The 22,353-nt window shown below is 53.0% G+C and carries 20 protein-coding genes; 16 read left to right on the top strand and 4 right to left on the bottom strand.

Going from position 1 to position 22,353, the window contains the following annotated elements; translation table 11 throughout:
• Nucleotides 1–55 precede the first annotated feature (55 nt).
• The gene (dgt, locus tag IBT47_RS22065; RefSeq protein ID WP_200563055.1) at nucleotides 56–1,561 is read left to right on the top strand and encodes a dGTPase; all 1,506 of its coding nucleotides are present in this window, start codon (nucleotides 56–58) and stop codon (nucleotides 1,559–1,561) included.
• A 146-nt stretch (nucleotides 1,562–1,707) separates the two neighbouring features.
• Nucleotides 1,708–3,147, top strand: a complete 1,440-nt coding sequence (gene degP, locus IBT47_RS22060) for a serine endoprotease DegP (RefSeq protein ID WP_200563054.1) — start codon at nucleotides 1,708–1,710, stop codon at nucleotides 3,145–3,147.
• A gap of 101 nt (nucleotides 3,148–3,248) precedes the next feature.
• Here degP and IBT47_RS22055 read toward each other — a convergent pair whose 3' ends face one another.
• From IBT47_RS22055 to map, 4 genes are all read right to left on the bottom strand, one after another.
• Nucleotides 3,249–3,641, bottom strand: a complete 393-nt coding sequence (locus IBT47_RS22055; RefSeq protein ID WP_105595436.1) for a DUF3461 family protein — start codon at nucleotides 3,639–3,641, stop codon at nucleotides 3,249–3,251.
• A 334-nt stretch (nucleotides 3,642–3,975) separates the two neighbouring features.
• Entirely contained in the window at nucleotides 3,976–4,800 is an 825-nt protein-coding gene (dapD, locus tag IBT47_RS22050; RefSeq protein ID WP_105595437.1) for a 2,3,4,5-tetrahydropyridine-2,6-dicarboxylate N-succinyltransferase, read from the bottom strand.
• Between the two features lie 96 nt (nucleotides 4,801–4,896).
• Nucleotides 4,897–7,554, bottom strand: a complete 2,658-nt coding sequence (glnD, locus tag IBT47_RS22045; RefSeq protein WP_200563052.1) for a bifunctional uridylyltransferase/uridylyl-removing protein GlnD — start codon at nucleotides 7,552–7,554, stop codon at nucleotides 4,897–4,899.
• 87 nt (nucleotides 7,555–7,641) lie between these two features.
• A complete protein-coding gene (gene map / locus IBT47_RS22040) occupies nucleotides 7,642–8,436 on the bottom strand; it encodes a type I methionyl aminopeptidase (RefSeq protein WP_200563050.1) in 795 nt (264 codons plus the stop codon).
• Here map and IBT47_RS22035 point away from each other — a divergent pair.
• The 14 genes from IBT47_RS22035 (at nucleotide 8,424) to lpxA (ending at nucleotide 22,352) form a co-directional block, all read left to right on the top strand.
• Nucleotides 8,424–8,618, top strand: a complete 195-nt coding sequence (locus IBT47_RS22035) for a hypothetical protein (RefSeq protein ID WP_146114203.1) — start codon at nucleotides 8,424–8,426, stop codon at nucleotides 8,616–8,618. The genes map and IBT47_RS22035 overlap by 13 nt on opposite strands.
• A 186-nt stretch (nucleotides 8,619–8,804) precedes the next feature.
• Complete coding sequence (gene rpsB, locus IBT47_RS22030; RefSeq protein WP_105595440.1) at nucleotides 8,805–9,530, top strand: 30S ribosomal protein S2; 726 nt, start codon at nucleotides 8,805–8,807, stop codon at nucleotides 9,528–9,530.
• Nucleotides 9,531–9,729: 199 nt separating this feature from the next.
• Entirely contained in the window at nucleotides 9,730–10,581 is an 852-nt protein-coding gene (gene tsf, locus IBT47_RS22025) for a translation elongation factor Ts (protein WP_105595441.1), read from the top strand.
• A 157-nt stretch (nucleotides 10,582–10,738) separates the two neighbouring features.
• A complete protein-coding gene (pyrH, locus tag IBT47_RS22020) occupies nucleotides 10,739–11,464 on the top strand; it encodes a UMP kinase (protein WP_105595442.1) in 726 nt (241 codons plus the stop codon).
• Between the two features lie 246 nt (nucleotides 11,465–11,710).
• Nucleotides 11,711–12,268: a ribosome recycling factor gene (gene frr / locus IBT47_RS22015; RefSeq protein ID WP_105595477.1), complete on the top strand. Its 558-nt coding sequence runs from the start codon at nucleotides 11,711–11,713 to the stop codon at nucleotides 12,266–12,268.
• Nucleotides 12,269–12,417: 149 nt separating this feature from the next.
• Nucleotides 12,418–13,623: a 1-deoxy-D-xylulose-5-phosphate reductoisomerase gene (gene ispC / locus IBT47_RS22010; RefSeq protein ID WP_200563048.1), complete on the top strand. Its 1,206-nt coding sequence runs from the start codon at nucleotides 12,418–12,420 to the stop codon at nucleotides 13,621–13,623.
• A gap of 179 nt (nucleotides 13,624–13,802) precedes the next feature.
• The gene (gene ispU, locus IBT47_RS22005) at nucleotides 13,803–14,555 is read left to right on the top strand and encodes a (2E,6E)-farnesyl-diphosphate-specific ditrans,polycis-undecaprenyl-diphosphate synthase (protein WP_200563046.1); all 753 of its coding nucleotides are present in this window, start codon (nucleotides 13,803–13,805) and stop codon (nucleotides 14,553–14,555) included.
• Between the two features lie 18 nt (nucleotides 14,556–14,573).
• On the top strand, nucleotides 14,574–15,431 hold the full coding sequence (cdsA, locus tag IBT47_RS22000; protein WP_105595445.1) for a phosphatidate cytidylyltransferase: 858 nt from the start codon (nucleotides 14,574–14,576) through the stop codon (nucleotides 15,429–15,431).
• A 9-nt stretch (nucleotides 15,432–15,440) separates the two neighbouring features.
• Entirely contained in the window at nucleotides 15,441–16,790 is a 1,350-nt protein-coding gene (gene rseP, locus IBT47_RS21995) for a sigma E protease regulator RseP (RefSeq protein ID WP_200563044.1), read from the top strand.
• A 96-nt stretch (nucleotides 16,791–16,886) separates the two neighbouring features.
• On the top strand, nucleotides 16,887–19,298 hold the full coding sequence (gene bamA, locus IBT47_RS21990) for an outer membrane protein assembly factor BamA (protein ID WP_200563042.1): 2,412 nt from the start codon (nucleotides 16,887–16,889) through the stop codon (nucleotides 19,296–19,298).
• A gap of 123 nt (nucleotides 19,299–19,421) precedes the next feature.
• On the top strand, nucleotides 19,422–19,919 hold the full coding sequence (skp, locus tag IBT47_RS21985) for a molecular chaperone Skp (protein WP_105595448.1): 498 nt from the start codon (nucleotides 19,422–19,424) through the stop codon (nucleotides 19,917–19,919).
• A 3-nt stretch (nucleotides 19,920–19,922) separates the two neighbouring features.
• On the top strand, nucleotides 19,923–20,945 hold the full coding sequence (lpxD, locus tag IBT47_RS21980) for a UDP-3-O-(3-hydroxymyristoyl)glucosamine N-acyltransferase (protein ID WP_200563040.1): 1,023 nt from the start codon (nucleotides 19,923–19,925) through the stop codon (nucleotides 20,943–20,945).
• A 159-nt stretch (nucleotides 20,946–21,104) separates the two neighbouring features.
• A complete protein-coding gene (gene fabZ / locus IBT47_RS21975) occupies nucleotides 21,105–21,560 on the top strand; it encodes a 3-hydroxyacyl-ACP dehydratase FabZ (protein ID WP_105595450.1) in 456 nt (151 codons plus the stop codon).
• Nucleotides 21,561–21,563: 3 nt separating this feature from the next.
• On the top strand, nucleotides 21,564–22,352 hold the full coding sequence (lpxA, locus tag IBT47_RS21970) for an acyl-ACP--UDP-N-acetylglucosamine O-acyltransferase (RefSeq protein ID WP_200545305.1): 789 nt from the start codon (nucleotides 21,564–21,566) through the stop codon (nucleotides 22,350–22,352).
• Nucleotide 22,353: the final 1 nt, after the last annotated feature.

Genomic DNA, 22,353 nt, shown 5'->3' with positions numbered 1-22,353 from the left:
GTTTTCGGCGCATAGTCTATCATGGCAACATGATGGAAATAACAGGGAACTCCGGATGACCGGGATCGACTTTCGCAAAAAAATTAACTGGCAGCGCTGCTATCGTCCCTATGAAGGTGAGAAGGACGAGCACGAGATCCTGCGCATTTTTGAAAGCGATCGCGGGCGGATCGTTAACTCGGCGGCCATTCGTCGGCTGCAGCAGAAAACCCAGGTCTTTCCGCTGGAGCGCAACGCCGCGGTACGAACCCGGCTGACGCACTCGCTGGAGGTGCAGCAGGTGGGGCGCTATATCGCCAAAGAGGTGCTCACCCGACTGAAGGAGCAGGGGCAGCTGGAACAGCTGGGGCTGTCGCAACTGACCGGGCCGTTTGAAAGCATCGTCGAGATGGCCTGCCTGATGCACGATATCGGCAACCCGCCGTTTGGTCATTTCGGCGAGTCGGCGATTAACGACTGGTTCCGCCAGCGGTTGGATGCTGACTGGCAGCCGCAAAGTGCCACTGCCGATCGCTGTGAGGTGGCGGTTTTACGCAGTAAAGAAGATGGCCTTGACCCGCTGCGTGCAAAGATTCGTCAAGATTTATCTCACTTCGAAGGTAATGCGCAGGCGATCCGCATGGTACATACGCTGATGAAAATGAATCTGACGTGGGCGCAGGTCGGCTGTATTTTAAAATATACGCGCCCCGCCTGGTTTACCGGCGATATCCCCGTCAGCCATCGTTATTTGATGAAAAAGCCGGGGTATTATCTCGCTGAAGAAGAATATGTCGCAAATTTGCGGCAGGAATTAGATTTAGAGCCACATTGCCGTTTCCCACTGACCTATATTATGGAAGCGGCGGATGATATTTCTTACTGCGTTGCCGATCTGGAAGATGCGGTAGAAAAAAATATTTTTACCGTTGAGCAGCTTTACGAGCATTTATACCGGCTTTGGCCGAAACATCAGTCCGATGACCTGTTTTCTGAGGTGATTACCGTTGCGCTGGAGAAGTCGCGCAGAACGCCCGCCGACCGTTGCAACGAAGACCAGTTCTTTATGTATTTACGGGTGAATACCGTTTCTCGCCTGGTGCCGCATGCTGCAAATCGTTTTATCGATAATCTTCCCGAGGTCTATCACGGCGAGTTTAATGAAGCCCTGCTGGAGGACGGCAGCCCGCACAGCCTGCTGCTGGATATCTTTAAGAAAGTCGCTTTTCGCCATGTTTTTAACCATCCCGAGGTGGAACAGCTGGAGCTACAGGGATATCGCGTGATCAGCGGGCTGCTGGATATCTACCGTCCGCTGCTGCTGCTGACACAGCAGGAATTTAGCGAGCTGGTTGAAAAAGATTATCTGAAAGGATATCCGATCGAAACGCGGCTTTTTCATAAGCTGTCTACCCGTTTCCGCCAGGCCTATAATGAAGCGGTTGAACGGCTGGATAAAACTCCCGCTGAGACCGAAATCTGGGAATATTATTATCGCGCCCGCCTGTTGCAGGATTACATTAGTGGAATGACCGATCTGTATGCCTGGGATGAGTACCGCCGTTTGATGGCGGTAGAATAAAAATGCCAGTGATGAGTTTTGTAAAGATGCACAATAATTTTTTACTTTTCATCAATATTCAAACATGAACTTCGCGCTAAAAAATTAATCTCAATGACACGACCGCAGCAATGGTTACTTAACTGAATCACTTGAGAATCCAACGAATGAAAAAAACAACGTTAGCACTAAGCGCACTGGCCTTCAGCATTGGACTGGCAATGAGCCCTGTTACCGCCAGTGCCGCTGAAACCGCGTCATCAACAACCTCCACTCAGCAGCTGCCAAGCCTGGCACCGATGCTGGAAAAAGTGATGCCTTCCGTGGTCAGCATTAATATCGAAGGTAGCACCACAGTGCGGACTCCACGCCTGCCGCAGCAGTTCCAGCAGTTCTTTGGCGATAATTCTCCGTTCTGCCAGGACGGTTCGCCATTCCAGAGCTCGCCAATGTGCCAGGGCGGTCAGGGCGGTGCGGGCGGTGATGATACGCAGCAGCAGAAATTCCGCGCGCTCGGTTCCGGTGTGGTGATTGATGCCGCTAAAGGCTATGTGGTGACCAACAACCACGTGGTGGATAACGCCACCAAAATTCTGGTGCAGCTGAGCGATGGCCGTAAGTATGACGCGAAGGTGATTGGTAAAGATCCGCGCTCTGATATCGCGCTGATCCAGCTGAAAGATGCCAAGAATCTGACTGCAGTGAAAATTGCCGATTCCGACAGCCTGCGAGTAGGTGATTATACCGTAGCTATCGGTAACCCTTACGGTCTGGGTGAAACCGTGACCTCGGGCATCGTATCCGCGCTGGGCCGCAGCGGCCTTAACGTAGAAAACTATGAGAACTTTATTCAGACCGATGCCGCCATCAACCGGGGTAACTCCGGCGGTGCGCTGGTTAACCTGAACGGTGAACTGATCGGGATCAACACCGCGATCCTGGCACCGGACGGCGGTAACATCGGTATCGGCTTCGCTATCCCAAGTAATATGGTGAAAAACCTGACCAGCCAGATGGTTGAATTCGGCCAGGTGAAGCGCGGTGAGCTGGGTATTATGGGGACCGAGCTGAACTCTGAGCTGGCGAAGGCGATGAAAGTCGATGCTCAGCGCGGCGCGTTCGTCAGCCAGGTGCTGCCGAAGTCTTCTGCGGCGCAGGCTGGAGTGAAAGCCGGGGACGTGATCGTTTCTCTCAACAACAAGCCAATCTCCAGCTTTGCTGCACTGCGTGCTGAAGTGGGATCGCTGCCGGTGGGGACCAAGATGGAGTTGGGTCTGATCCGTGATGGCAAACCGCTGACGGTCAACGTTGAACTGCAGCAGGGTGCGGGCGTGAAGGTAGATTCCGGCACGATTTACACCGGTGTTGAAGGGGCTGCACTGAGCAACTACGACAGCAAAAATGTTAAAGGCGTGAAGGTGGATAGTGTGAAAGCCGGTTCGGCAGCGGCGCGTATTGGCCTGAAGAAAGACGATATCATCCTCGGGGTTAATCAGCAGCCTATTACCAATCTGGGCGAGCTGCGTAAAATCCTGGATGCCAAACCGTCCGTGCTGGCGCTGAATATTCAGCGCGGTGATAGCTCTATTTATCTGCTGATGCAGTAAGCGCAGAATAACGGCCGGCTATCCGGCCGTTTCTGATGGGCAATAAAAAAACGGTGCTAATAAATAGCACCGTTTTTTTTAATTCTGCCGAACGGAATAAATTAGCGACCGCCGCGGGTCAGCTTATCCAGGTCAGATTCAATCTCAGCGATTTTATTGGATACCACGCTTTCCAGATGACGCAGATCGTCCAGGATTTTGCGTTTCAGATCGACTTCAACCTGATCGCGCTGGCAGATCTGATCCAGTTCATCAATCACGTAGCGCAGATTCGGGCTGATTTCCTGAATCTCTTTATAACCCTGGCTGGCGTTATCGGCCACTACGGTTTTGCGCTGGCGCGGATATTTGAATTTTACGCTTTTGGCAAAAAACTCGCCTTTATCCTTACGGAAATAGATTTTCAGGATGTCGTTATTCGCTTCCTGGCGCAGGCTGTAGCGATCGATATCTTCAGGCGATGTAATACCCAGACCTTTTAAATTGTCATACATAGCATCGGTTCCTTATAAGTTAGGTGGCGATCCGGCTGCGCGTTGTGACTACTGCGTTGTGCAGAGCTGGCCTTACCTACGTATTTTATACGCTCTGGTGGCTGCGCGCTTACGCCTTGTCTTCACTTAGCTCGTGTGTTTCAAACTACGGTGTATCCGAAGGATGCATCTGAAACAGTCAGGATCGTTTAAATTTAATACTGGAATTAACTGGCGCGGATTATACGCCTGGAATGTGCGCAATATCACTATCTGATGAAAGGCAAAAAAGCGGTTGTGTAACGGAAAAGCGTAAAGAAAAAATTACGGGCCGCCGCAGCGGCCCGCAGATAAATCAGTCGATGGTACGCAGCAGCTCGTTAATACCGACTTTGCCACGGGTTTTCGCGTCAACTTTCTTCACGATCACCGCGCAGTACAGGCTGTAGCTACCGTCTTTAGACGGCAGGTTGCCGGAAACCACTACGGAGCCAGCAGGTACGCGACCGTAGTGAACTTCACCGGTTTCGCGGTCATAGATTTTGGTGCTCTGGCCGATGTAAACGCCCATGGAGATCACTGCACCTTCTTCCACGATCACGCCTTCAACGATCTCAGAACGCGCGCCGATGAAGCAGTTATCTTCAATGATGGTTGGGTTAGCCTGCAGCGGTTCCAGTACACCGCCGATGCCCACGCCGCCTGACAGGTGAACGTTTTTACCGATCTGCGCGCATGAACCCACGGTCGCCCAGGTATCCACCATTGAGCCTTCATCAACATAAGCACCGATGTTGACGTAAGACGGCATCAAAACGGTGTTGCGGGCGATGTATGCACCCTGGCGTACTGCGGCCGGTGGTACAACGCGGAAGCCTTCTTTTTTGAAACGCGCATCGTCGTAGTCAGCGAATTTCATCGGAACTTTGTCGTAGTAACGGCTCTCTGCGCCATCAATTACCTGATTGTCATTGATGCGGAAAGAGAGCAGAACGGCTTTCTTCAGCCACTGATGCGTCACCCACTGGCCGTCAATTTTTTCTGCTACACGCAGGGCACCGCTGTCCAGCAGGGCGATAACCTGGTTAACCGCTTCACGGGTAACGGTGTCAGCATTCGCTGGGGTGATGTCAGCACGGCGCTCAAAGGCCGCTTCAATAACACTCTGTAACTGTTGCATGGTTTCTGCTTTCCTGGTTCTGCCATCCCGTGAAACCGCATAACAATGCGGTTTATAAGGCATTGCGGGGTGGCGAGGTTAAAAAGTAAATCCGGGTCACACTTTATCGTTTGGATTAAGGGCCTCTGTCAACCGTTGTTGCAGCACTTCGCGCATTTCTGCATCTAATGCCCGCCGATCGCTGTTAGCAAGGATAAATAAATCCTCTACCCGTTCCCCAATCGTACTGATCCGCGCTCCGTGCAGCGAAATATTCAGGTCGGCAAACACTTCCCCTACGCGGGCAAGTAATCCTGGCTGATCGAGGGCGATGAGTTCCAGGTAGGTGCGGCGATCGGTGTGGGTTGGCAGAAAATTAACCTCGGTATCGACATTAAAATGCTTCAGCCGCGCCGACTGACGACGGGCACGCGGAGGCTGCCAGCTGCTCTGGGTGATTGCCTGCTCCAGCGCGTGGCGGGTCAGCTCATGCCGATCGGCCGACAGCGGGCTGCCGTCCGGCTCCAGCACGATAAACGTATCCATGGCCATGCCGTCGCGGCTGGTAAAGATTTGCGCATCGTGAACGCTGAGGTTGCGGCGATCCAGCTCACCGGCAACGGCGGCAAACAGATACGGGCGATCCGGACTCCAGATAAAGATCTCGGTGCCGCCGCGCGTTGCCTGTGGGCTGACGAGGATCAGCGGCTGGTCGAGATCGTGCTTCATCAGATGGCGAGCGTGCCAGGCCAGCTGATTCGGCGTGTGCCGCAGGAAGTAATCCGCGCGGCAGCGCCCCCAAATCTGATGCAGTGCCTCTTCGTTAATATTATCCATCCGCAGCAGGGCCAGCGCCTGCAGGCGGTGGTGGCGCACCCGCTCGCGCAGGTCAGGGCTGTTTTCCATGCCCCGACGCAGCTGTTTCTCAGTAGCGAAGAACAGCTCGCGCAGCAGGCTCTGCTTCCAGCTGTTCCACAGGGTTTCATTGGTGGCGCAGATATCGGCGACGGTCAGGCAGACCAGATAGCGCAGGCGGTTTTCGTTCTGCATCACTTCGGCAAACTGCTGAATAACGGTCGGGTCCTGAATGTCACGGCGTTGGGCGGTGACCGACATCAGCAGGTGGTGGCGCACCAGCCAGGCAACCAGCTGGGTTTCTCGCGAGTTCAGGCCGTGCATCTCAGCAAACTCCAGCGCATCCTGCGCGCCGAGGATCGAATGGTCGCCGCCGCGTCCTTTGGCAATGTCGTGGAACAGGGCGGCCATCAGCAGCAGCTCCAGCTGCGGCAGGCGCGGCCACAGCTCTACGCAGAGTGGATGAAGAGAGCGGGTTTCTTCATGAGCAAAGCTTTCCAGCTTTTGCAGTACGCGAATGGTGTGTTCATCAACCGTGTAGGCATGGAACAGGTCGAACTGCATCTGGCCGACAATGTTGCTCCACTGGGGCATATAGGCCCACAGCACGCTGTGGCGATGCATCGGAACCAGCGCCCGGCTGACCGCCCCCGGATGGCGCAGAATCGACATAAACAGCTCGCGCGCGACAGGGATGGTGCACAGAGGCTGTTTCAGATTGCGCCGCGCGTGGCGAAGATGGCGCAGCGTAGTGGAGTAAATACCGGTGATTTTCGGCGTACGCACCATGGTATAAAACATGCGCATAATCGCTTCCGGCTCGCGGTTGAACAGCGTTTCATCGCGCAGGTCGATCAGTGAACCGCGCAGCTGGAAATTATCGTCGATCGGCCGCGGCTTTTCATCGGTCGGCAGGGCCAGAATCGCTTCATCAAACAGCTGCAGCAGCATCTGGTTCAGCTCGCCCACCCGGCGGGTGACGCGAAAGAAGTCCTTCATCATGCGCTCAACCGGCTCATTGCCTTCGCCCTCGTAGTTGAGGCGGCGGGCAACGTTAAGCTGGCGGTCAAACAGCAGGCGGTTATCGTAGCGGGTCAGCGTCAGGTGCAGGGCGAAGCGAATCCGCCACAGAAAGCTCTGACACTCATTGAGTTCATTGCGTTCGGCCTGAGTTAAAAAGCCAAAGCCGACCATCTCATCCAGGGACGTTGCACCAAAGTGGCGGCGCGCAACCCACAGCAGGGTGTGAATATCGCGCAGGCCGCCGGGGCTGCTTTTGATGTCTGGCTCAAGGTTATAGCTGGTGCCGTGATAGCGTTTATGGCGCTCCTGCTGTTCGCTAATTTTTGCCGCGAAGAAGCGGTCGGAAGGCCAGAAACCATCGCTGAAGACGTTTTTCTGCATCTCCAGAAACAACGCCAGATCGCCGGTCAGCATGCGCGACTCAATCAGGTTGGTCGCCACGGTCAGATCGGACAGCCCCTCCAGCAGGCACTCTTCCAGCGTGCGTACGCTATGGCCGACTTCAAGCCGGAGGTCCCACATTAGCGTCAGCAGATCGCTGGTACGCTGTGCGTCAGTATCGGAAAGCGGTTTGCGGCTGAGGATCAGCACATCAATATCGGAGAGCGGGTGCAGTTCACCGCGCCCGTAGCCGCCGACCGCAACCAGGGCGATACCTTCTTTTTCCGGGAAGCCAAAGAAGCGCCAAAGACGGCGCAGCAGCCGATCGATGAACAACGTGCGTGCGGCAATCAGGCTTTCCGCATCCTGGCCTGCATCGAAGGCTCCGGCCAGATGTTGCTGAAAGTTATCCAGATGAGTCTTCAGGAATTCGCGAGTGATTTCAGCATCTTCCCAAAGTATGGGCGACTTGGTTAAAATTTTCAGCGTGCTGGCATCGGTCACATCTTTATTCATTTCACCGCTCCGGACAGATACTGCAGACATTAAAAAAGCCGGCGGGTGCCGGCTTCAGACTCACTGTAAGGGTCGATTTTACGGCGATTAACCTTCGTGCGTCAGAACGGACGGAAGGGTTTCATCTTTACGCAGCGTCATAATTTCGCAGCCGTTTTCCGTTACTACAATAGTGTGTTCATACTGCGCGGACAAGCTGCGATCTTTGGTTTTTACCGTCCAGCCGTCTTTCATCGTACGAATGCGGTAGTCACCGACGTTGACCATCGGTTCAATGGTGAATGCCATACCTGCCTGTAATACTACGCCGCCGTCATCGGCATCGTAATGCAGAACCTGAGGTTCTTCATGGAAGCCTTTACCGATACCGTGGCCGCAGTATTCGCGCACCACCGAGAACTGCTCGGCTTCAACAAATTTCTGAATTTCACGGCCCAGGGCGCGCAGACGAATGCCCGGCTTAACCATGCGCAGCGCCAGATACAGGCTCTCCTGGGTGACACGGCACAGGCGTTCGCCCTGAATAGTTGGTTTACCAACGATAAACATGGTGGAGGTATCGCCGTGATACTCATCCTTGATGACCGTCACGTCAATGTTGACTACGTCGCCATCCTTCAGGATTTTTTCATCGCTTGGGATACCGTGGCACACCACTTCGTTGACCGAAATACATACCGATTTCGGGAAGCCGTGATAGCCAAGGCAGGCGGAAACGGCCTGCTGCTTGTTGACGATGTGCTCGTGGCACAGGCGGTCCAGCTCTCCGGTGCTTACGCCGGGTTTAACATAAGGTTCAATCATCTCAAGAACTTCGGCTGCGAGGCGACCGGCCACGCGCATTTTTTCGATTTCTTCAGGTGTTTTAATTGAAATTGCCATTCATTAAGTCCGCATTTGTCGTCATTTTCGACAATAATAAAGAAAGTGCTGCAATGGTAACAGCCCGTCCGGACGCTGCCAATTGTCGTTTATGGCGATGCTTGTTCGCTATTGGTATGGGTGATGCAGCGCAGCGCAAAGCGGCAACAACTATTGGCGTCAACGGCTGCTTTATGGTATAAAGCGCGCCGACGATTCTTTGTTCGGTGGATTTCTCCCCGTCTGAGAACGCGAAAATCTCACTTTGTGTAAATAACACACACGTATCGACACCTTACTCCGGGGTGCCCAAAAGCGTTAACGCTTTTGTGGTCGGTTGTATGGGATACGTGGAGGCCTAACCCCAATCAATCTATTTAGAGGTAATCATGGCAACTGTTTCCATGCGCGACATGCTCAAGGCTGGTGTTCACTTCGGTCACCAGACCCGTTACTGGAACCCGAAAATGAAGCCATTCATCTTCGGCGCACGTAACAAAGTTCACATCATCAACCTTGAGAAAACTGTACCAATGTTCAACGAAGCTCTGGCTGAGCTGAACAAGATCGCTGCTCGTAAAGGCAAGATCCTGTTTGTTGGTACTAAGCGCGCTGCAAGCGAAGCGGTAAAAGATGCTGCTCTGAGCTGCGACCAGTTCTTCGTTAACCACCGCTGGTTGGGTGGTATGCTGACTAACTGGAAAACCGTTCGTCAGTCAATCAAACGTCTGAAAGATCTGGAAACTCAGTCTCAGGACGGTACCTTCGACAAACTGACCAAGAAAGAAGCGCTGATGCGCAACCGTGAACTGGCCAAGCTGGAAAACAGCCTGGGCGGTATTAAAGACATGGGCGGCCTGCCAGACGCACTGTTTGTTGTTGATGCAGATCACGAACACATCGCTATCAAAGAAGCAAACAACCTGGGTATCCCAGTATTTGCTATCGTTGATACCAACTCTGATCCAGACGGCGTTGACTTCATTATCCCTGGTAATGACGATGCAATCCGTGCTGTTAGCCTGTACCTGACTGCAGTGGCTACCACTGTACGTGAAGGTCGCTCTCAGGACCTGGCTCAGCAGGCAGAAGAAACCTTCGCCGAAGCTGAGTAATAAGGCTTGCTCTTAACAGAGCCCTTATCAATCAGATGTAAATCTGTAAGGGGCCAGAATGGCCCCTTTATTTTTTCGACTTCGCTTTGCCGTTTGTCACAATCGGCGAGGCAGAATGTATCTCCCGAGAAATAGACATGTGATGTGGACTTGCCCGATGGCGAGCTGCAGCAGATGCTGACTAACCGAGGATTAGAGAATGGCTGAAATTACCGCTGCTCTGGTAAAAGAACTGCGCGAGCGTACTGGCGCTGGCATGATGGACTGTAAAAAAGCACTGACCGAAGCGAGCGGCGACATCGAGCTGGCGATCGAGAACATGCGTAAATCTGGCGCGATCAAAGCCGCTAAGAAAGCAGGCAACGTTGCTGCTGACGGCGTGATCAAAACCAAAATCGTTGGTAACTACAGCGTGATTCTGGAAGTTAACTGCCAGACCGACTTCGTTGCTAAAGATGCTGGTTTCCAGGCGTTCGCTGATAAAGTGCTGGATGCCGCAGTTGCTGGCAAAATCACTGACATCGAAGTGCTGAAAGCACAGTTCGAAGAAGAGCGTGTTGCGCTGGTTGCTAAAATCGGTGAAAACATCAACATCCGTCGCGTATCTTCTCTGGAAGGCGAAGTGCTGGGTAGCTACCTGCACGGCGCACGTATCGGCGTTCTGATCTCTGCTAAAGGCGCAGACGAAGAGCTGGTTAAGCAGCTGGCAATGCACGTTGCAGCAAGCAAGCCAGAATTCGTTAAGCCAGAAGACGTTTCTGCAGAAGTGGTTGAGAAAGAGTACAAAGTTCAGCTGGACATCGCCATGCAGTCCGGTAAGCCGAAAGAAATCGCAGAGAAAATGGTTGAAGGCCGCATGAAGAAATTCACCGGCGAAGTTTCTCTGACCGGCCAGCCTTTCGTTATCGACCCAAGCAAAACCGTGGGCCAGGTTCTGAAAGAGCACAATGCTGACGTTGTTAACTTCATCCGCTTTGAAGTGGGCGAAGGTATTGAGAAAGTTGAGTCTGACTTCGCAGCAGAAGTTGCTGCCATGTCTCAACAGTCTTAATCGCGATAAAGGAACCGCCAAACGGCGGTTCTTTTTTGCCTGCCTCTGGCGCAGCGCAATTTCAGTCTCATCCCAATAGCATTCTTCTCCTGCTTCCAGGATGATACCGCACAGTTTATACCCCTTTTTTCGATGATTGCTTCCAGGAAAAAACACCATGGCGACTAATGCAAAACCCGTATATCAACGTATCCTGCTGAAACTGAGTGGCGAAGCACTGCAAGGCGCAGAAGGCTTTGGTATTGATGCCAGCGTTCTGGATCGCATGGCTCAGGAAGTGAAAGAGCTGGTTGAACTGGGCATTCAGGTGGGCGTGGTCATCGGTGGGGGGAACCTGTTCCGTGGTGCAGGCCTGGCACAGGCCGGCATGAACCGCGTTGTTGGTGACCACATGGGTATGCTGGCAACCGTGATGAACGGCCTGGCAATGCGTGATGCGCTGCACCGCGCCTATGTGAATGCTCGCCTGATGTCGGCAATCCCGCTGAACGGCGTTTGCGACAACTACAGCTGGGCAGAGGCGATTAGCCTGCTGCGTAACAACCGCGTAGTGATTTTCTCTGCCGGTACCGGCAACCCGTTCTTTACTACTGACTCCGCAGCCTGCCTGCGCGGCATCGAAATCGAAGCCGATGTGGTTCTGAAAGCCACTAAAGTGGATGGCGTTTATTCTGCGGATCCGGTGAAGAACCCGGATGCAACGCTGTACGAACAGCTGACCTATACTGAGGTGCTGGATCAGGAACTGAAAGTAATGGATCTGGCCGCCTTTACGCTGGCGCGCGATCACCAGCTGCCTATCCGCGTGTTCAATATGAACAAACCTGGCGCACTGCGTCGCGTGGTGATGGGCGAAAAAGAAGGCACGCTGATTACGCATTAATATCAGTCTGCATTTAAAATGGTTAAGATAAGGTATATTCTGCCAGTCAGGGTTATCCTTCATACTCTAAATAATTCGATCTGCGGCAAAGCCGTTAATCTGCGGGAGCACCGATAACGGTGTGACCGGGGTGAGTGGTTACAGCAAACGCACCTGCAGCTTGAATTATGACGTGTATACATATATTTGAACGGCTTCCGGCGCTGCCGGTTGCTGGTGGATCAAACAGAATCCAAGGGTTTCAACGTGATTAACGACATCAAGAAAGATGCAGAAGTACGCATGGATAAATGCGTAGAAGCATTCAAAAACAACATCAGTAAAATTCGTACCGGCCGCGCATCGCCGTCTATTCTTGACGGTATTATGGTCGAATACTACGGGTCTGCGACCCCGCTGCGCCAGCTGGCGAGCGTCACAGTCGAAGACTCCCGCACGCTGAAAATCAACGTGTTTGACCGCTCAATCAGCAATGCGGTTGAAAAAGCGATTATGTCTTCTGACCTCGGTCTGAACCCAATGTCTGCGGGCACCGATATCCGTGTTCCACTGCCAGCGCTGACGGAAGAACGTCGTAAAGATCTGATTAAAATCGTTCGTGGTGAAGCAGAGCAGGGCCGTGTGTCCGTGCGTAACGTGCGCCGTGATGCCAACGATAAAGTCAAAGCGTTGCTGAAAGACAAAGAAATCAGTGAAGACGATGATCGTCGTTCACAGGAAGACATCCAGAAAATGACCGATGTTGGTATCAAGAAAATTGATGCTGCACTGGCCGAGAAAGAAGCGGAGCTGATGGAATTCTGATTTCATCATGATCCGATGAAACGCCGTACAGATCGCCTTTCCTGGGAACGGACGATCTGGCGGCGTTTTGCATTTACTCATTCCCCCAAAGGGCGGTTTTGCCTTTCTCTGGTTGCCGCCTGTGACGGGTCACTACACAGAGCAGCCTCATGAAGCAATTGACCATTCTCGGTTCGACCGGTTCAATCGGCACCAGTACGCTGGCCGTCATTCGTGCTAATCCTCATCTGTTTTCCGTCAGGGCACTGGTTGCCGGGCGTAATGTTGAACTGATGGTTGAGCAGTGCCTGGAATTTCGCCCCACTTATGCCGCGATGTCGGATGAGCAGGCGGCGGTAGAACTGCGCCTGCGTCTGCAGAGCCTTAATGTGAAGACGGAAGTGCTGAGCGGCGAGCAGGCGGCCTGCGATCTGGCCTCGCTCGATGATGTCGATCAGGTGATGGCAGCGATTGTCGGCGCGGCGGGTTTACTGCCGACCCTGGCAGCCATTCGCGCCGGTAAGCAGGTGCTGTTGGCAAACAAAGAAGCGTTGGTGACCTGCGGACGTCTGTTCCTTGATGCTGTCAGCGCGTCAAAAGCCCAGCTTTTACCCATTGATAGTGAACACAATGCTATTTTTCAGAGTTTGCCTGCTTCCTTACAGCAGCAGTTAGGGTACGCTTCTCTCGAGGAAAATGGCATCGACAGCATTATCCTCACGGGGTCGGGTGGCCCGTTCCGTGATACACCGCTGGCTGAACTCAGCCGCGTTACGCCAGATCAGGCGTGTGCACATCCGAACTGGTCAATGGGAAGAAAAATCTCCGTTGATTCGGCCACCATGATGAACAAAGGCCTGGAATATATTGAAGCCCGCTGGTTGTTTAACGCCACGGATGCGCAGATGGAAGTCATTCTGCATCCGCAGTCCGTTATCCACTCAATGGTTCGCTACCGTGACGGCAGCGTGATTGCACAGCTGGGGTCACCGGATATGCGTACGCCAATTGCCCATGCGATGGCGTGGCCGGAGCGCGTTAACTCAGGTGCTCAGCCGCTGGATTTCACCCGTATGAAGGCACTCACTTTTGCGGAGCCGGACTACGCGCGTTATCCGTGCCTGAAACTGGCAATCGATGCAAGTCTTGCCGGACAGGCGGCGACTACCGCACTGAATGCGGCCAACGAGATCGCCGTTGCGGCGTTTCTTGCATCGCAAATCCGCTTTACCGATATTGCAGCACTCAATGTTGCGGTACTGGAAAAACTGTCAAGCCAGGAGCCGCAGAGTGTAGAGGCGGTGCTCGCTATCGATCGCGAAGCGCGTGCACTGGCGACGTCACTGGTACCTCGTTTTTCTGCTCACTCGGCGTAACGCGATTTCGCGAACCGCCATTTGTGGGCATCGGGAGGAGATGATATAGTCTCCGCCCACCGAACAGAGGTACTACGTGATAAAGCGGATGAGTTAACCCTTTTTGCACGAATTTTGTGCTGTGCGGGTGAAATATTCCTAAGCCGTTGTATTTCTGAACAAGGAAATCATTACGCGTTATGTCGTCCGAAAATTTATTACAAAGCGATGACCAGGCGGGGCTGAAGCCTCGCCATGTGGCCATCATTATGGATGGCAATGGCCGCTGGGCTAAAAACCAGGGTAAGCTGCGCATTTCCGGCCATAAGGCGGGGGTTAAATCCGTGCGCCGCGCCGTCAGTTTCGCCGTGAGCAATAAGCTGGACGCGCTGACGCTGTATGCCTTCAGCAGCGAAAACTGGAACCGTCCGCAGCAGGAAGTTCTGGCTTTAATGGAGCTGTTTGTCTGGGCACTCGACAGTGAAGTAAAAAGTCTCCATAAGCATAACGTCAGACTGAGAATTATCGGTGACATCAGCCGCTTTAATTCCCGTTTGCAGGAACGTATTCGCCGCGCTGAGGAACTTACTCAACAAAATAATGGACTAACGCTCAACATAGCCGCGAATTATGGCGGTCGTTGGGATATTATCCATGGTGTCAGAAAATTGGCCGAGCAGGTCCAGGAAGGTCTTCTTCGCCCCGATCAGATTGGGGAAGAGACGCTGGAACCTTATCTTTGCCTCAATGAACTGGCCCCTGTGGATTTAGTAATAAGGACTGGGGGAGAGCATCGCATCAGTAACTTCCTGCTGTGGCAAGTCGCCTACGCAGAGTTCTGGTTTACTGATACTCTCTGGCCTGATTTTGATGAACAAGTTTTTGAAGGTGCACTGAATGCGTTTGCACAACGAGAGCGCCGATTTGGCGGCGCAGCACCCGGCAGCGTATAGGCGCACTGGGGGTAATCTTTGCTAAAGTCTCGCCTGATTACCGCATTTATTTTAATTCCGATTGTGATTGCAGCGCTGTTTCTGCTGCCACCGTTAGGATTTGAGATCGTCATTTTAGTGATTAGCATGCTGGCTGCCTGGGAATGGGGGCAGTTCTCCGGCTTTGCTTCGCGTTCGCAGCGGATCTGGCTGGCGCTGCTTTGCGGCTTGCTGCTGGCATTTATGCTCATCACTCTTCCTGCTTATCAACATTTGGTTCAGCTGCCACAGGTTAGTGGTGCGCTCTGGCTCGCCTTAGGCTGGTGGATTGCGGCGCTGCTGCTGGTGCTGTTCTATCCGGGCTCCGCAGCGCTCTGGCGGACATCTAAGCCGCTAAGACTGATATTTGGTTTGCTCACGATAGTACCGTTTTTCTGGGGCATGCTGGCGCTACGTCAGTATCATTACGAAGCCGATCATTTTGCCGGTGCCTGGTGGCTACTGTACGTGATGCTGCTGGTATGGGGCGCCGATTCCGGTGCCTATATGTTTGGTAAGCTGTTTGGCAAACATAAGCTGGCACCGAAAGTTTCTCCGGGTAAAACCTGGGAAGGTTTTATCGGCGGGCTGGTCACCTCTGCGTTGCTCTCGTGGTTGTTCAGCGCGTTTGCTCCACTTGAGGTTTCCTTAGGCACGCTGTTGGTTTGCTCTATCGCGGCCGCACTGGCCTCGGTGCTGGGCGATTTAACCGAGAGCATGTTCAAGCGTGAAGCGGGCATCAAGGACAGCGGTAATCTTATTCCCGGCCACGGTGGCATCCTTGACCGTATTGATAGCCTGACCGCGGCGGTTCCCGTTTTTGCCTGTCTTCTACTGCTGGTGTTTGGGACTCTGTAGGGAAACATTATGTTGAGCGTACTCTGGAGTCTTGCTGCTTTTATCGTTGCGCTGGGGATTTTAATCACCGTGCATGAGTTTGGTCACTTTTGGGTGGCCCGCCGCTGTGGCGTCAAAGTCGAACGTTTCTCGGTCGGCTTTGGTAAGGCCCTGTGGCGTCGTCGTGATAAGCAGGGAACAGAGTACGTTATCGCCCTGATCCCACTCGGCGGCTACGTCAAGATGCTCGATGAGCGTGTTGAGAGCGTGCCGCCGGAGCTTCGCCATCAATCCTTCAACAACAAAACCGTTCTTCAGCGCGCAGCTATTATTGGCGCCGGGCCAATGGCCAACTTCATCTTTGCTATCATTGCCTACTGGCTGGTATTTATCATCGGCGTTCCCGGTGTTCGACCAGTTATTGGTGAAATAACCAGCAATTCGCCTGCTGCAATCGCGCAAATTACCCCAGGCATGGAACTTAAAGCCGTTGACGGTATCGAAACGCCTGATTGGGATGCTGTGCGTATGGCACTTGTTGCGAAGATTGGTGATGAAAGTACCACCGTCAGCGTAGCGCCGTTCGGTAGCGATCGGACAAGTGACAAACGCATCGATCTGCGCAACTGGCAGTTCGAACCCGATAAGCAGGATCCGGTTGTGGTCCTGGGTATTCAGCCCCGCGGACCACAGATAGAAACGACACTGGCGCAGGTACAGAAGAACTCCGCAGCAAGTAAGGCGGGTTTGCAAGCGGGCGACAGGATCGTTAAAGTCAGTGGTCAGCCGCTGGAGCAGTGGCAGGATTTTGTGACGACGGTGCGTGATAATCCGGGAACGGCAATCGCACTGCAGGTTGAACGTCAGGGCGGCACGGTTGATTTAACGCTGACGCCGGACATCAATCCACGTAATAAGGCAGAAGGGTTTGCCGGGGTAGTCCCCCGGGTTATTCCGCTGCCCGATGAGTACAGAACGGTACGACAGTATGGACCGTTTGCCGCTATCGGTGAAGCCAGTGCGAAAACCTGGCAACTGATGAAGTTAACGGTAAGCATGCTGGGTAAACTGATTGTCGGTGATGTGAAACTGAATAATCTCAGCGGGCCGATTTCTATCGCCCAAGGGGCTGGGATGTCAGCGGAGTATGGCTTGATTTATTATCTGATGTTCCTCGCTCTGATTAGCGTGAACCTTGGCATAATCAACCTGTTCCCACTGCCGGTGTTAGATGGTGGACATTTGTTGTTCCTGGCGATCGAAAAGATCAAAGGGAAGCCGGTGTCCGAGCGAGTTCAGGACTTCAGTTATCGTATCGGCTCTATTTTGCTGGTGCTGTTAATGGGGCTTGCACTATTCAATGATTTCTCGCGCCTCTAGGAGCTCAGGAATTAGCCAGCGAAGGCCACAACAGGCCAGCGTAAGCTGAAATCCCCTTAAGCGATGAGAACCAGTTAGGAAGAATGCATAACAACGATGGCGATGAAAAAGTTGCTCATAGCGTCGCTGCTGCTTAGCAGCGCTACCGTATACGGTGCAGACGGATTCGTAGTGAAGGATATTCATTTCGAAGGCCTGCAGCGAGTCGCCGTCGGTGCGGCATTGCTCAGTATGCCAGTCCGCGTGGGAGACACTGTCTCCGATGAAGATCTCAGTAATACTATCCGCGCACTTTTTGCGACCGGGAATTTTGAAGACGTTCAGGTCCTGCGCGACGGCAACACGCTGATTGTTCAGGTTAAAGAGCGTCCGACGATTGCCAGCATCACCTTCTCCGGCAATAAAGCGGTGAAAGAGGACATGCTGAAGCAAAACCTCGAAGCTTCAGGCGTGCGTGTGGGTGAAGCACTGGATCGCACCACCATTTCCTCGATTGAGAAGGGACTGGAAGACTTCTACTACAGCGTCGGTAAATACAGTGCCAGCGTTAAAGCAGTGGTAACGCCGCTGCCGCGCAACCGTGTTGACCTGAAGCTGGTGTTTACCGAAGGTGTTTCCGCACAGATTCAGCAGATCAACATCGTTGGTAACAAAGCCTTCAGCTCTGAAGAGCTGATCTCCCGCTTCCAGCTGCGTGACGAAGTGCCGTGGTGGAACGTGGTGGGCGATCGTAAATACCAGAAACAGAAACTGGCCGGTGACCTTGAGACGCTGCGCAGCTTCTATCTGGATCGCGGCTATGCTCGTTTCAACATCGATTCCACCCAGGTCAGCCTGACGCCGGATAAAAAAGGCATTTACATTACCGTTAACATCACCGAAGGCGAACAGTACAAGCTCTCTGGCGTGACGGTAAACGGCAACCTGGCAGGGCACTCGGCGGAGATCGAAGGGTTGACTAAAATCACCCCGGGTGAACTCTATAACGGTGCCAAAGTGACCCGTATGGAAGACGATATCAAGAAGCTTCTGGGGCGCTATGGCTATGCCTACCCGCGCGTTCAGACTCAGCCTGAAATCGACGACAGCAATAAAACCGTTAAGCTGCATGTGAATGTGGACGCGGGCAACCGTTATTACGTGCGTAAAGTTCGCTTTGAAGGTAACGATACCTCGAAAGATTCCGTACTGCGCCGCGAAATGCGCCAGATGGAAGGCGCATGGCTGGGTAGCGACCTGGTTGAGCAGGGTAAAGAGCGCCTGAACCGCCTTGGTTACTTCGAAACCGTGGATACCGATACGCAGCGCGTACCGGGCTCGCCGGACCAGGTAGACGTCGTCTATAAGGTGAAAGAGCGTAATACCGGTACGCTGAACTTTGGTATCGGTTACGGTACTGAAAGCGGCGTCAGCTTCCAGGTGGGTGTGACCCAGGATAACTGGCTGGGTACCGGTAATACCGTCGGTATTAGCGGAACCAAAAACGATTATCAGACCTATGCTGAATTCTCTCTGACCGATCCGTACTTTACGGTCGACGGTGTCAGCCTGGGTGGTCGTATTTTCTACAACGACTTTAAAGCTGATGATGCTGACCTGTCTGACTATACCAACAAGAGCTATGGTTTAGATGGCACGCTGGGCTTCCCGGTGAACGAAAACAACACCCTGCGTGTGGGACTGGGTTATGTGCATAACAGCCTGTCTAACATGCAGCCGCAGATTGCTATGTGGCGCTATCTGCGTTCTGTTGGGCAAAATCCAACAATTGCGGGTGACGAAGACTATTCGGCCGATGACTTCACCTTTAACTACGGCTGGACGTACAACACGCTGGACCGCGGTTTCTTCCCGACGTCCGGTAACCGTACTAACCTGAATGGTAAAATCACCATTCCTGGTTCAGACAACGCCTTCTATAAGGCAACGCTGGATACGCAACAGTATCTGCCGCTGAATCAGGATCGTACCTGGGTGATGTTGGGCCGTGGCCGCGTAGGTTATGGTGACGGGCTCAGCAGCAAAGAGCTGCCGTTCTATGAGAACTTCTATGCCGGTGGATCCAGCACCGTGCGTGGCTTCCGTTCCAATAACATTGGTCCGAAAGCGGCATACCTGAACAACGGTTCTTCAGACTGTTCCGGCACTGACGTGAACAAAGTCTGTAATTCAGACGATGCGATCGGTGGTAACGCCATGGCTGTCGCCAGCCTTGAGCTGATTACGCCAACGCCATTTATCAGTGAGAAGTACTCGAACTCGGTACGTACGTCACTGTTTGTGGATGCGGGTACGGTCTGGGATACTAAGTGGGAAAACACCGCCGAAACGCGTGCGGCAGGTATTCCTGACTATAGCGATCCAAGCAACATTCGTATGTCTGCCGGCTTAGCGTTGCAGTGGATGTCACCTTTAGGTCCTCTGGTGTTCTCCTACGCTCAGCCGTTTAAAAAGTATGATGGAGATAAAGCCGAACAGTTCCAGTTTAACATTGGTAAAACCTGGTAATTCGGTGTAGCAAGGAAGTACGCAAAAGAGTATCGCGCAGTTAAGTGATGGCCTGCTTAAGCAGGCCACACAATGCGCAACACATGTGTCCATGACACAAACGTTGATGGTAAGGAGTTTATAGTGAAAAAGTTGTTGTGTGCCGCAGGTCTGGGTATTGCTATGGCGGTTTCCGCTGGAGCCCAGGCAGCTGACAAAATTGCAGTGGTGAACGTTTCCAGCATTTTCCAACAGTTACCAGCGCGTGCGACCGTTGCGAAGCAGCTTGAGAATGAATTCAAAGGCCGTGCTACCGAACTTCAGGGCATGGAACGCGATCTGCAAACTAAAATGCAGCGTTTACAGCGTGACGGTTCTACCATGAAAGCCAGCGATCGTAGCCGTCTGGAAAAAGACGTGATGGCACAGCGTGAAACCTTCTCAACCAAAGCGCAGGCTTTCGAGCAGGATAACCGTCGTCGTCAGGCTGAAGAGCGCAACAAAATTCTGAGCCGCATTCAGGATGCCGTGCAGAAAGTTGCTGATAGCGAAGGCTATGATGTGGTTATCGATCAGAATGCTGTAGCCTATTCGGCTAAAGCAAAAGACATCACTGCAGATGTACTGAAACAGGTTAAATAATACATGTCTTCAATTCGACTGGCTGATTTAGCCCAGCAGTTGGATGCAGAATTGCACGGAGATGGCGATATCGCCATCTCCGGCATTGCTTCTATGCAATCCGCTCAAACCGGTCAGATCACTTTCCTTTCCAACAGCCGTTATCGTGAACAGCTGGCTACCTGTCAGGCGTCTGCCGTGGTGCTGTTAGAAGCAGACCGCGAATGCTTTGCTGGCGCGGCTCTGGTAGTGAAAAATCCTTATCTGACCTATGCCCGTATGGCACAGCTGCTGGATACGACACCGCAGCCGGCCACCGCTATCTCGCCTCACGCAGTGATCGATCCTACTGCGACTTTGGGCAAAAATATCTCGATTGGCGCACATGCGGTGATCGAATCCGACGTCGTGCTGGGCGATAACGCGGTTATCGGTGCTGGCTGCTTCGTTGGGAAAAAAGCACGAATTGGTGCCGGTAGCCGCCTTTGGGCCAATGTGACCGTTTACCACGAAGTGCAAATCGGCAGCGATTGCCTGATCCAGTCAGGTACAGTCATTGGTGCTGACGGTTTCGGCTATGCCAACGATCGCGGCAATTGGGTGAAAATCCCCCAGCTCGGCACGGTCATTATTGGCGATCGCGTTGAGATCGGCGCCTGTACCACCATCGATCGTGGTGCGCTGGATAACACTCAAATCGGGAATGGTGTTATCATAGATAATCAGTGCCAGATTGCACACAATGTTGTGATCGGTGACAACACTGCCGTTGCAGGCGGAGTGATTATGGCTGGCAGTCTTAAGATCGGTCGTTACTGCATGATCGGCGGTGCCAGCGTAATTAATGGTCATATGGAAATTTGTGACAAAGTAACCGTCACTGGAATGGGAATGGTGATGCGACCAATCACCGAACCTGGAGTATACTCTTCGGGGATTCCACTGCAGCCCAACAAAACCTGGCGCAAAACTGCAGCGCTGGTGATGAACATCGACGAACTGAGCAAACGCTTGAAGGCCGTCGAACGCAAGGTTGATAAAGACTGAGCGACGATTCACCACTTACGCTGCCCAGCTTTCATAAATAGAACATGCTAAGCAGGGAAAGCCAAGCGCACGGAAATGATTTGCGGCCTGCTAACGATCTCCGATTGTTGCAGGCCGTGTTATTGATGCCATCAGAATGTTTAGGACAGGAAGAGTATTTTGACTACTGAAACGCATACTCTGAAGATTGAAGAGATTATTGAACTACTGCCGCACCGCTACCCGTTTCTGCTGGTCGATCGCGTGCTTGAGTTTGAAGAGCACAAGTATCTGCGTGCGGTGAAGAACGTCTCGGTTAACGAACCGTTTTTCCAGGGCCATTTCCCTGGTAAGCCGATTTTTCCAGGCGTGTTGATCCTGGAAGCGATGGCTCAGGCCACGGGAATTTTGGCGTTCAAGAGCGTAGGGAAACTGGAACCGGGTGAGCTGTACTACTTCGCCGGAATTGACGAAGCGCGCTTTAAGCGCCCTGTAGTGCCTGGTGACCAGATGATCATGGAAGTGACCTTCGAGAAAACCCGCCGTGGGTTAACGCGCTTTAAGGGCGTGGCAACCGTTGACGGTAAAATTGTCTGCGAAGCAACAATGATGTGTGCCCGCAGCCGGGAGGCTTAATTCGTGATTGACAGCACCGCCGTAATTCACCCAAGTTCGATCGTTGAAGAAGGTGCCGTCATTGGCGCTGGCGTTCAGATTGGTCCCTTTTGCGTCGTAGGCGCTAATGTATCAATCGGTGAAGGCACGATTCTAAAATCGCACGTCGTGGTGAATGGCCATACCCGTATTGGTAAGGACAACACCATTTACCAGTTTGCCTCCATCGGTGAGGTAAACCAGGATCTGAAATACGCCGGTGAACCTACCCGTGTTGAGATTGGCGATCGTAACCGCATTCGTGAGAGCGTGACTATCCACCGTGGTACTGCTCAGGCAGAAGGCGTGACCAAACTGGGTGATGATAATTTGCTGATGGTGAATGCGCATATTGCCCATGACTGTGTCGTTGGTAATCGCTGTATCCTGGCGAATAATGCCACGCTGGCAGGCCACGTTACCGTCGATGACTTCGCGATTATCGGTGGTATGACGGCGGTGCATCAGTTCTGCATCATTGGCGCGCATGTGATGGTCGGCGGCTGTTCCGGTGTAGCGCAGGACGTTCCTCCTTACGTTATCGCCCAGGGCAATCACGCAACGCCATTTGGTATTAACCTTGTGGGTCTGCAGCGCCGTGGCTTCAGCAAAGATGCCCTGCACGCAATCCGTAATGCTTACAAGCTGCTGTACCGCAGCGGTAAGACGCTGGATGAAGTGAAGCCAGAGATTGCAGAGCTGGCGAAAGCGCACCCTGAAGTTCAGCCTTTCTATGACTTCTTTGCGCGCTCGACCCGGGGTCTGATTCGTTAAC

It is taken from the genome of Erwinia sp. S43, from assembly GCF_016624745.1.
GTDB classification, from domain to species: domain Bacteria; phylum Pseudomonadota; class Gammaproteobacteria; order Enterobacterales; family Enterobacteriaceae; genus Erwinia; species Erwinia coffeiphila.
The sequence above is the reverse complement of the archived record's forward strand: the minus strand, read 5'-3'. Positions and strand labels throughout refer to the sequence as shown.

Bases quoted from the DNA above. Each gene is read 5' to 3' on its own strand.
- rseP (WP_200563044.1), top strand. From the start codon at position 15,441: ATGTTGAGCGTACTCTGGAGTCTTGCTGCTTTTATCGTTGCGCTGGGG.
- map (WP_200563050.1), bottom strand. From the start codon at position 8,436: ATGGCAATTTCAATTAAAACACCTGAAGAAATCGAAAAAATGCGCGTG.
- degP (WP_200563054.1), top strand. From the start codon at position 1,708: ATGAAAAAAACAACGTTAGCACTAAGCGCACTGGCCTTCAGCATTGGA.
- rpsB (WP_105595440.1), top strand. From the start codon at position 8,805: ATGGCAACTGTTTCCATGCGCGACATGCTCAAGGCTGGTGTTCACTTC.
- bamA (WP_200563042.1), top strand. From the start codon at position 16,887: ATGGCGATGAAAAAGTTGCTCATAGCGTCGCTGCTGCTTAGCAGCGCT.
- glnD (WP_200563052.1), bottom strand. From the start codon at position 7,554: ATGAATAAAGATGTGACCGATGCCAGCACGCTGAAAATTTTAACCAAG.
- tsf (WP_105595441.1), top strand. From the start codon at position 9,730: ATGGCTGAAATTACCGCTGCTCTGGTAAAAGAACTGCGCGAGCGTACT.
- ispU (WP_200563046.1), top strand. From the start codon at position 13,803: ATGTCGTCCGAAAATTTATTACAAAGCGATGACCAGGCGGGGCTGAAG.
- IBT47_RS22055 (WP_105595436.1), bottom strand. From the start codon at position 3,641: ATGTATGACAATTTAAAAGGTCTGGGTATTACATCGCCTGAAGATATC.
- dgt (WP_200563055.1), top strand. From the start codon at position 56: ATGACCGGGATCGACTTTCGCAAAAAAATTAACTGGCAGCGCTGCTAT.
- ispC (WP_200563048.1), top strand. From the start codon at position 12,418: ATGAAGCAATTGACCATTCTCGGTTCGACCGGTTCAATCGGCACCAGT.
- lpxD (WP_200563040.1), top strand. From the start codon at position 19,923: ATGTCTTCAATTCGACTGGCTGATTTAGCCCAGCAGTTGGATGCAGAA.
- pyrH (WP_105595442.1), top strand. From the start codon at position 10,739: ATGGCGACTAATGCAAAACCCGTATATCAACGTATCCTGCTGAAACTG.
- dapD (WP_105595437.1), bottom strand. From the start codon at position 4,800: ATGCAACAGTTACAGAGTGTTATTGAAGCGGCCTTTGAGCGCCGTGCT.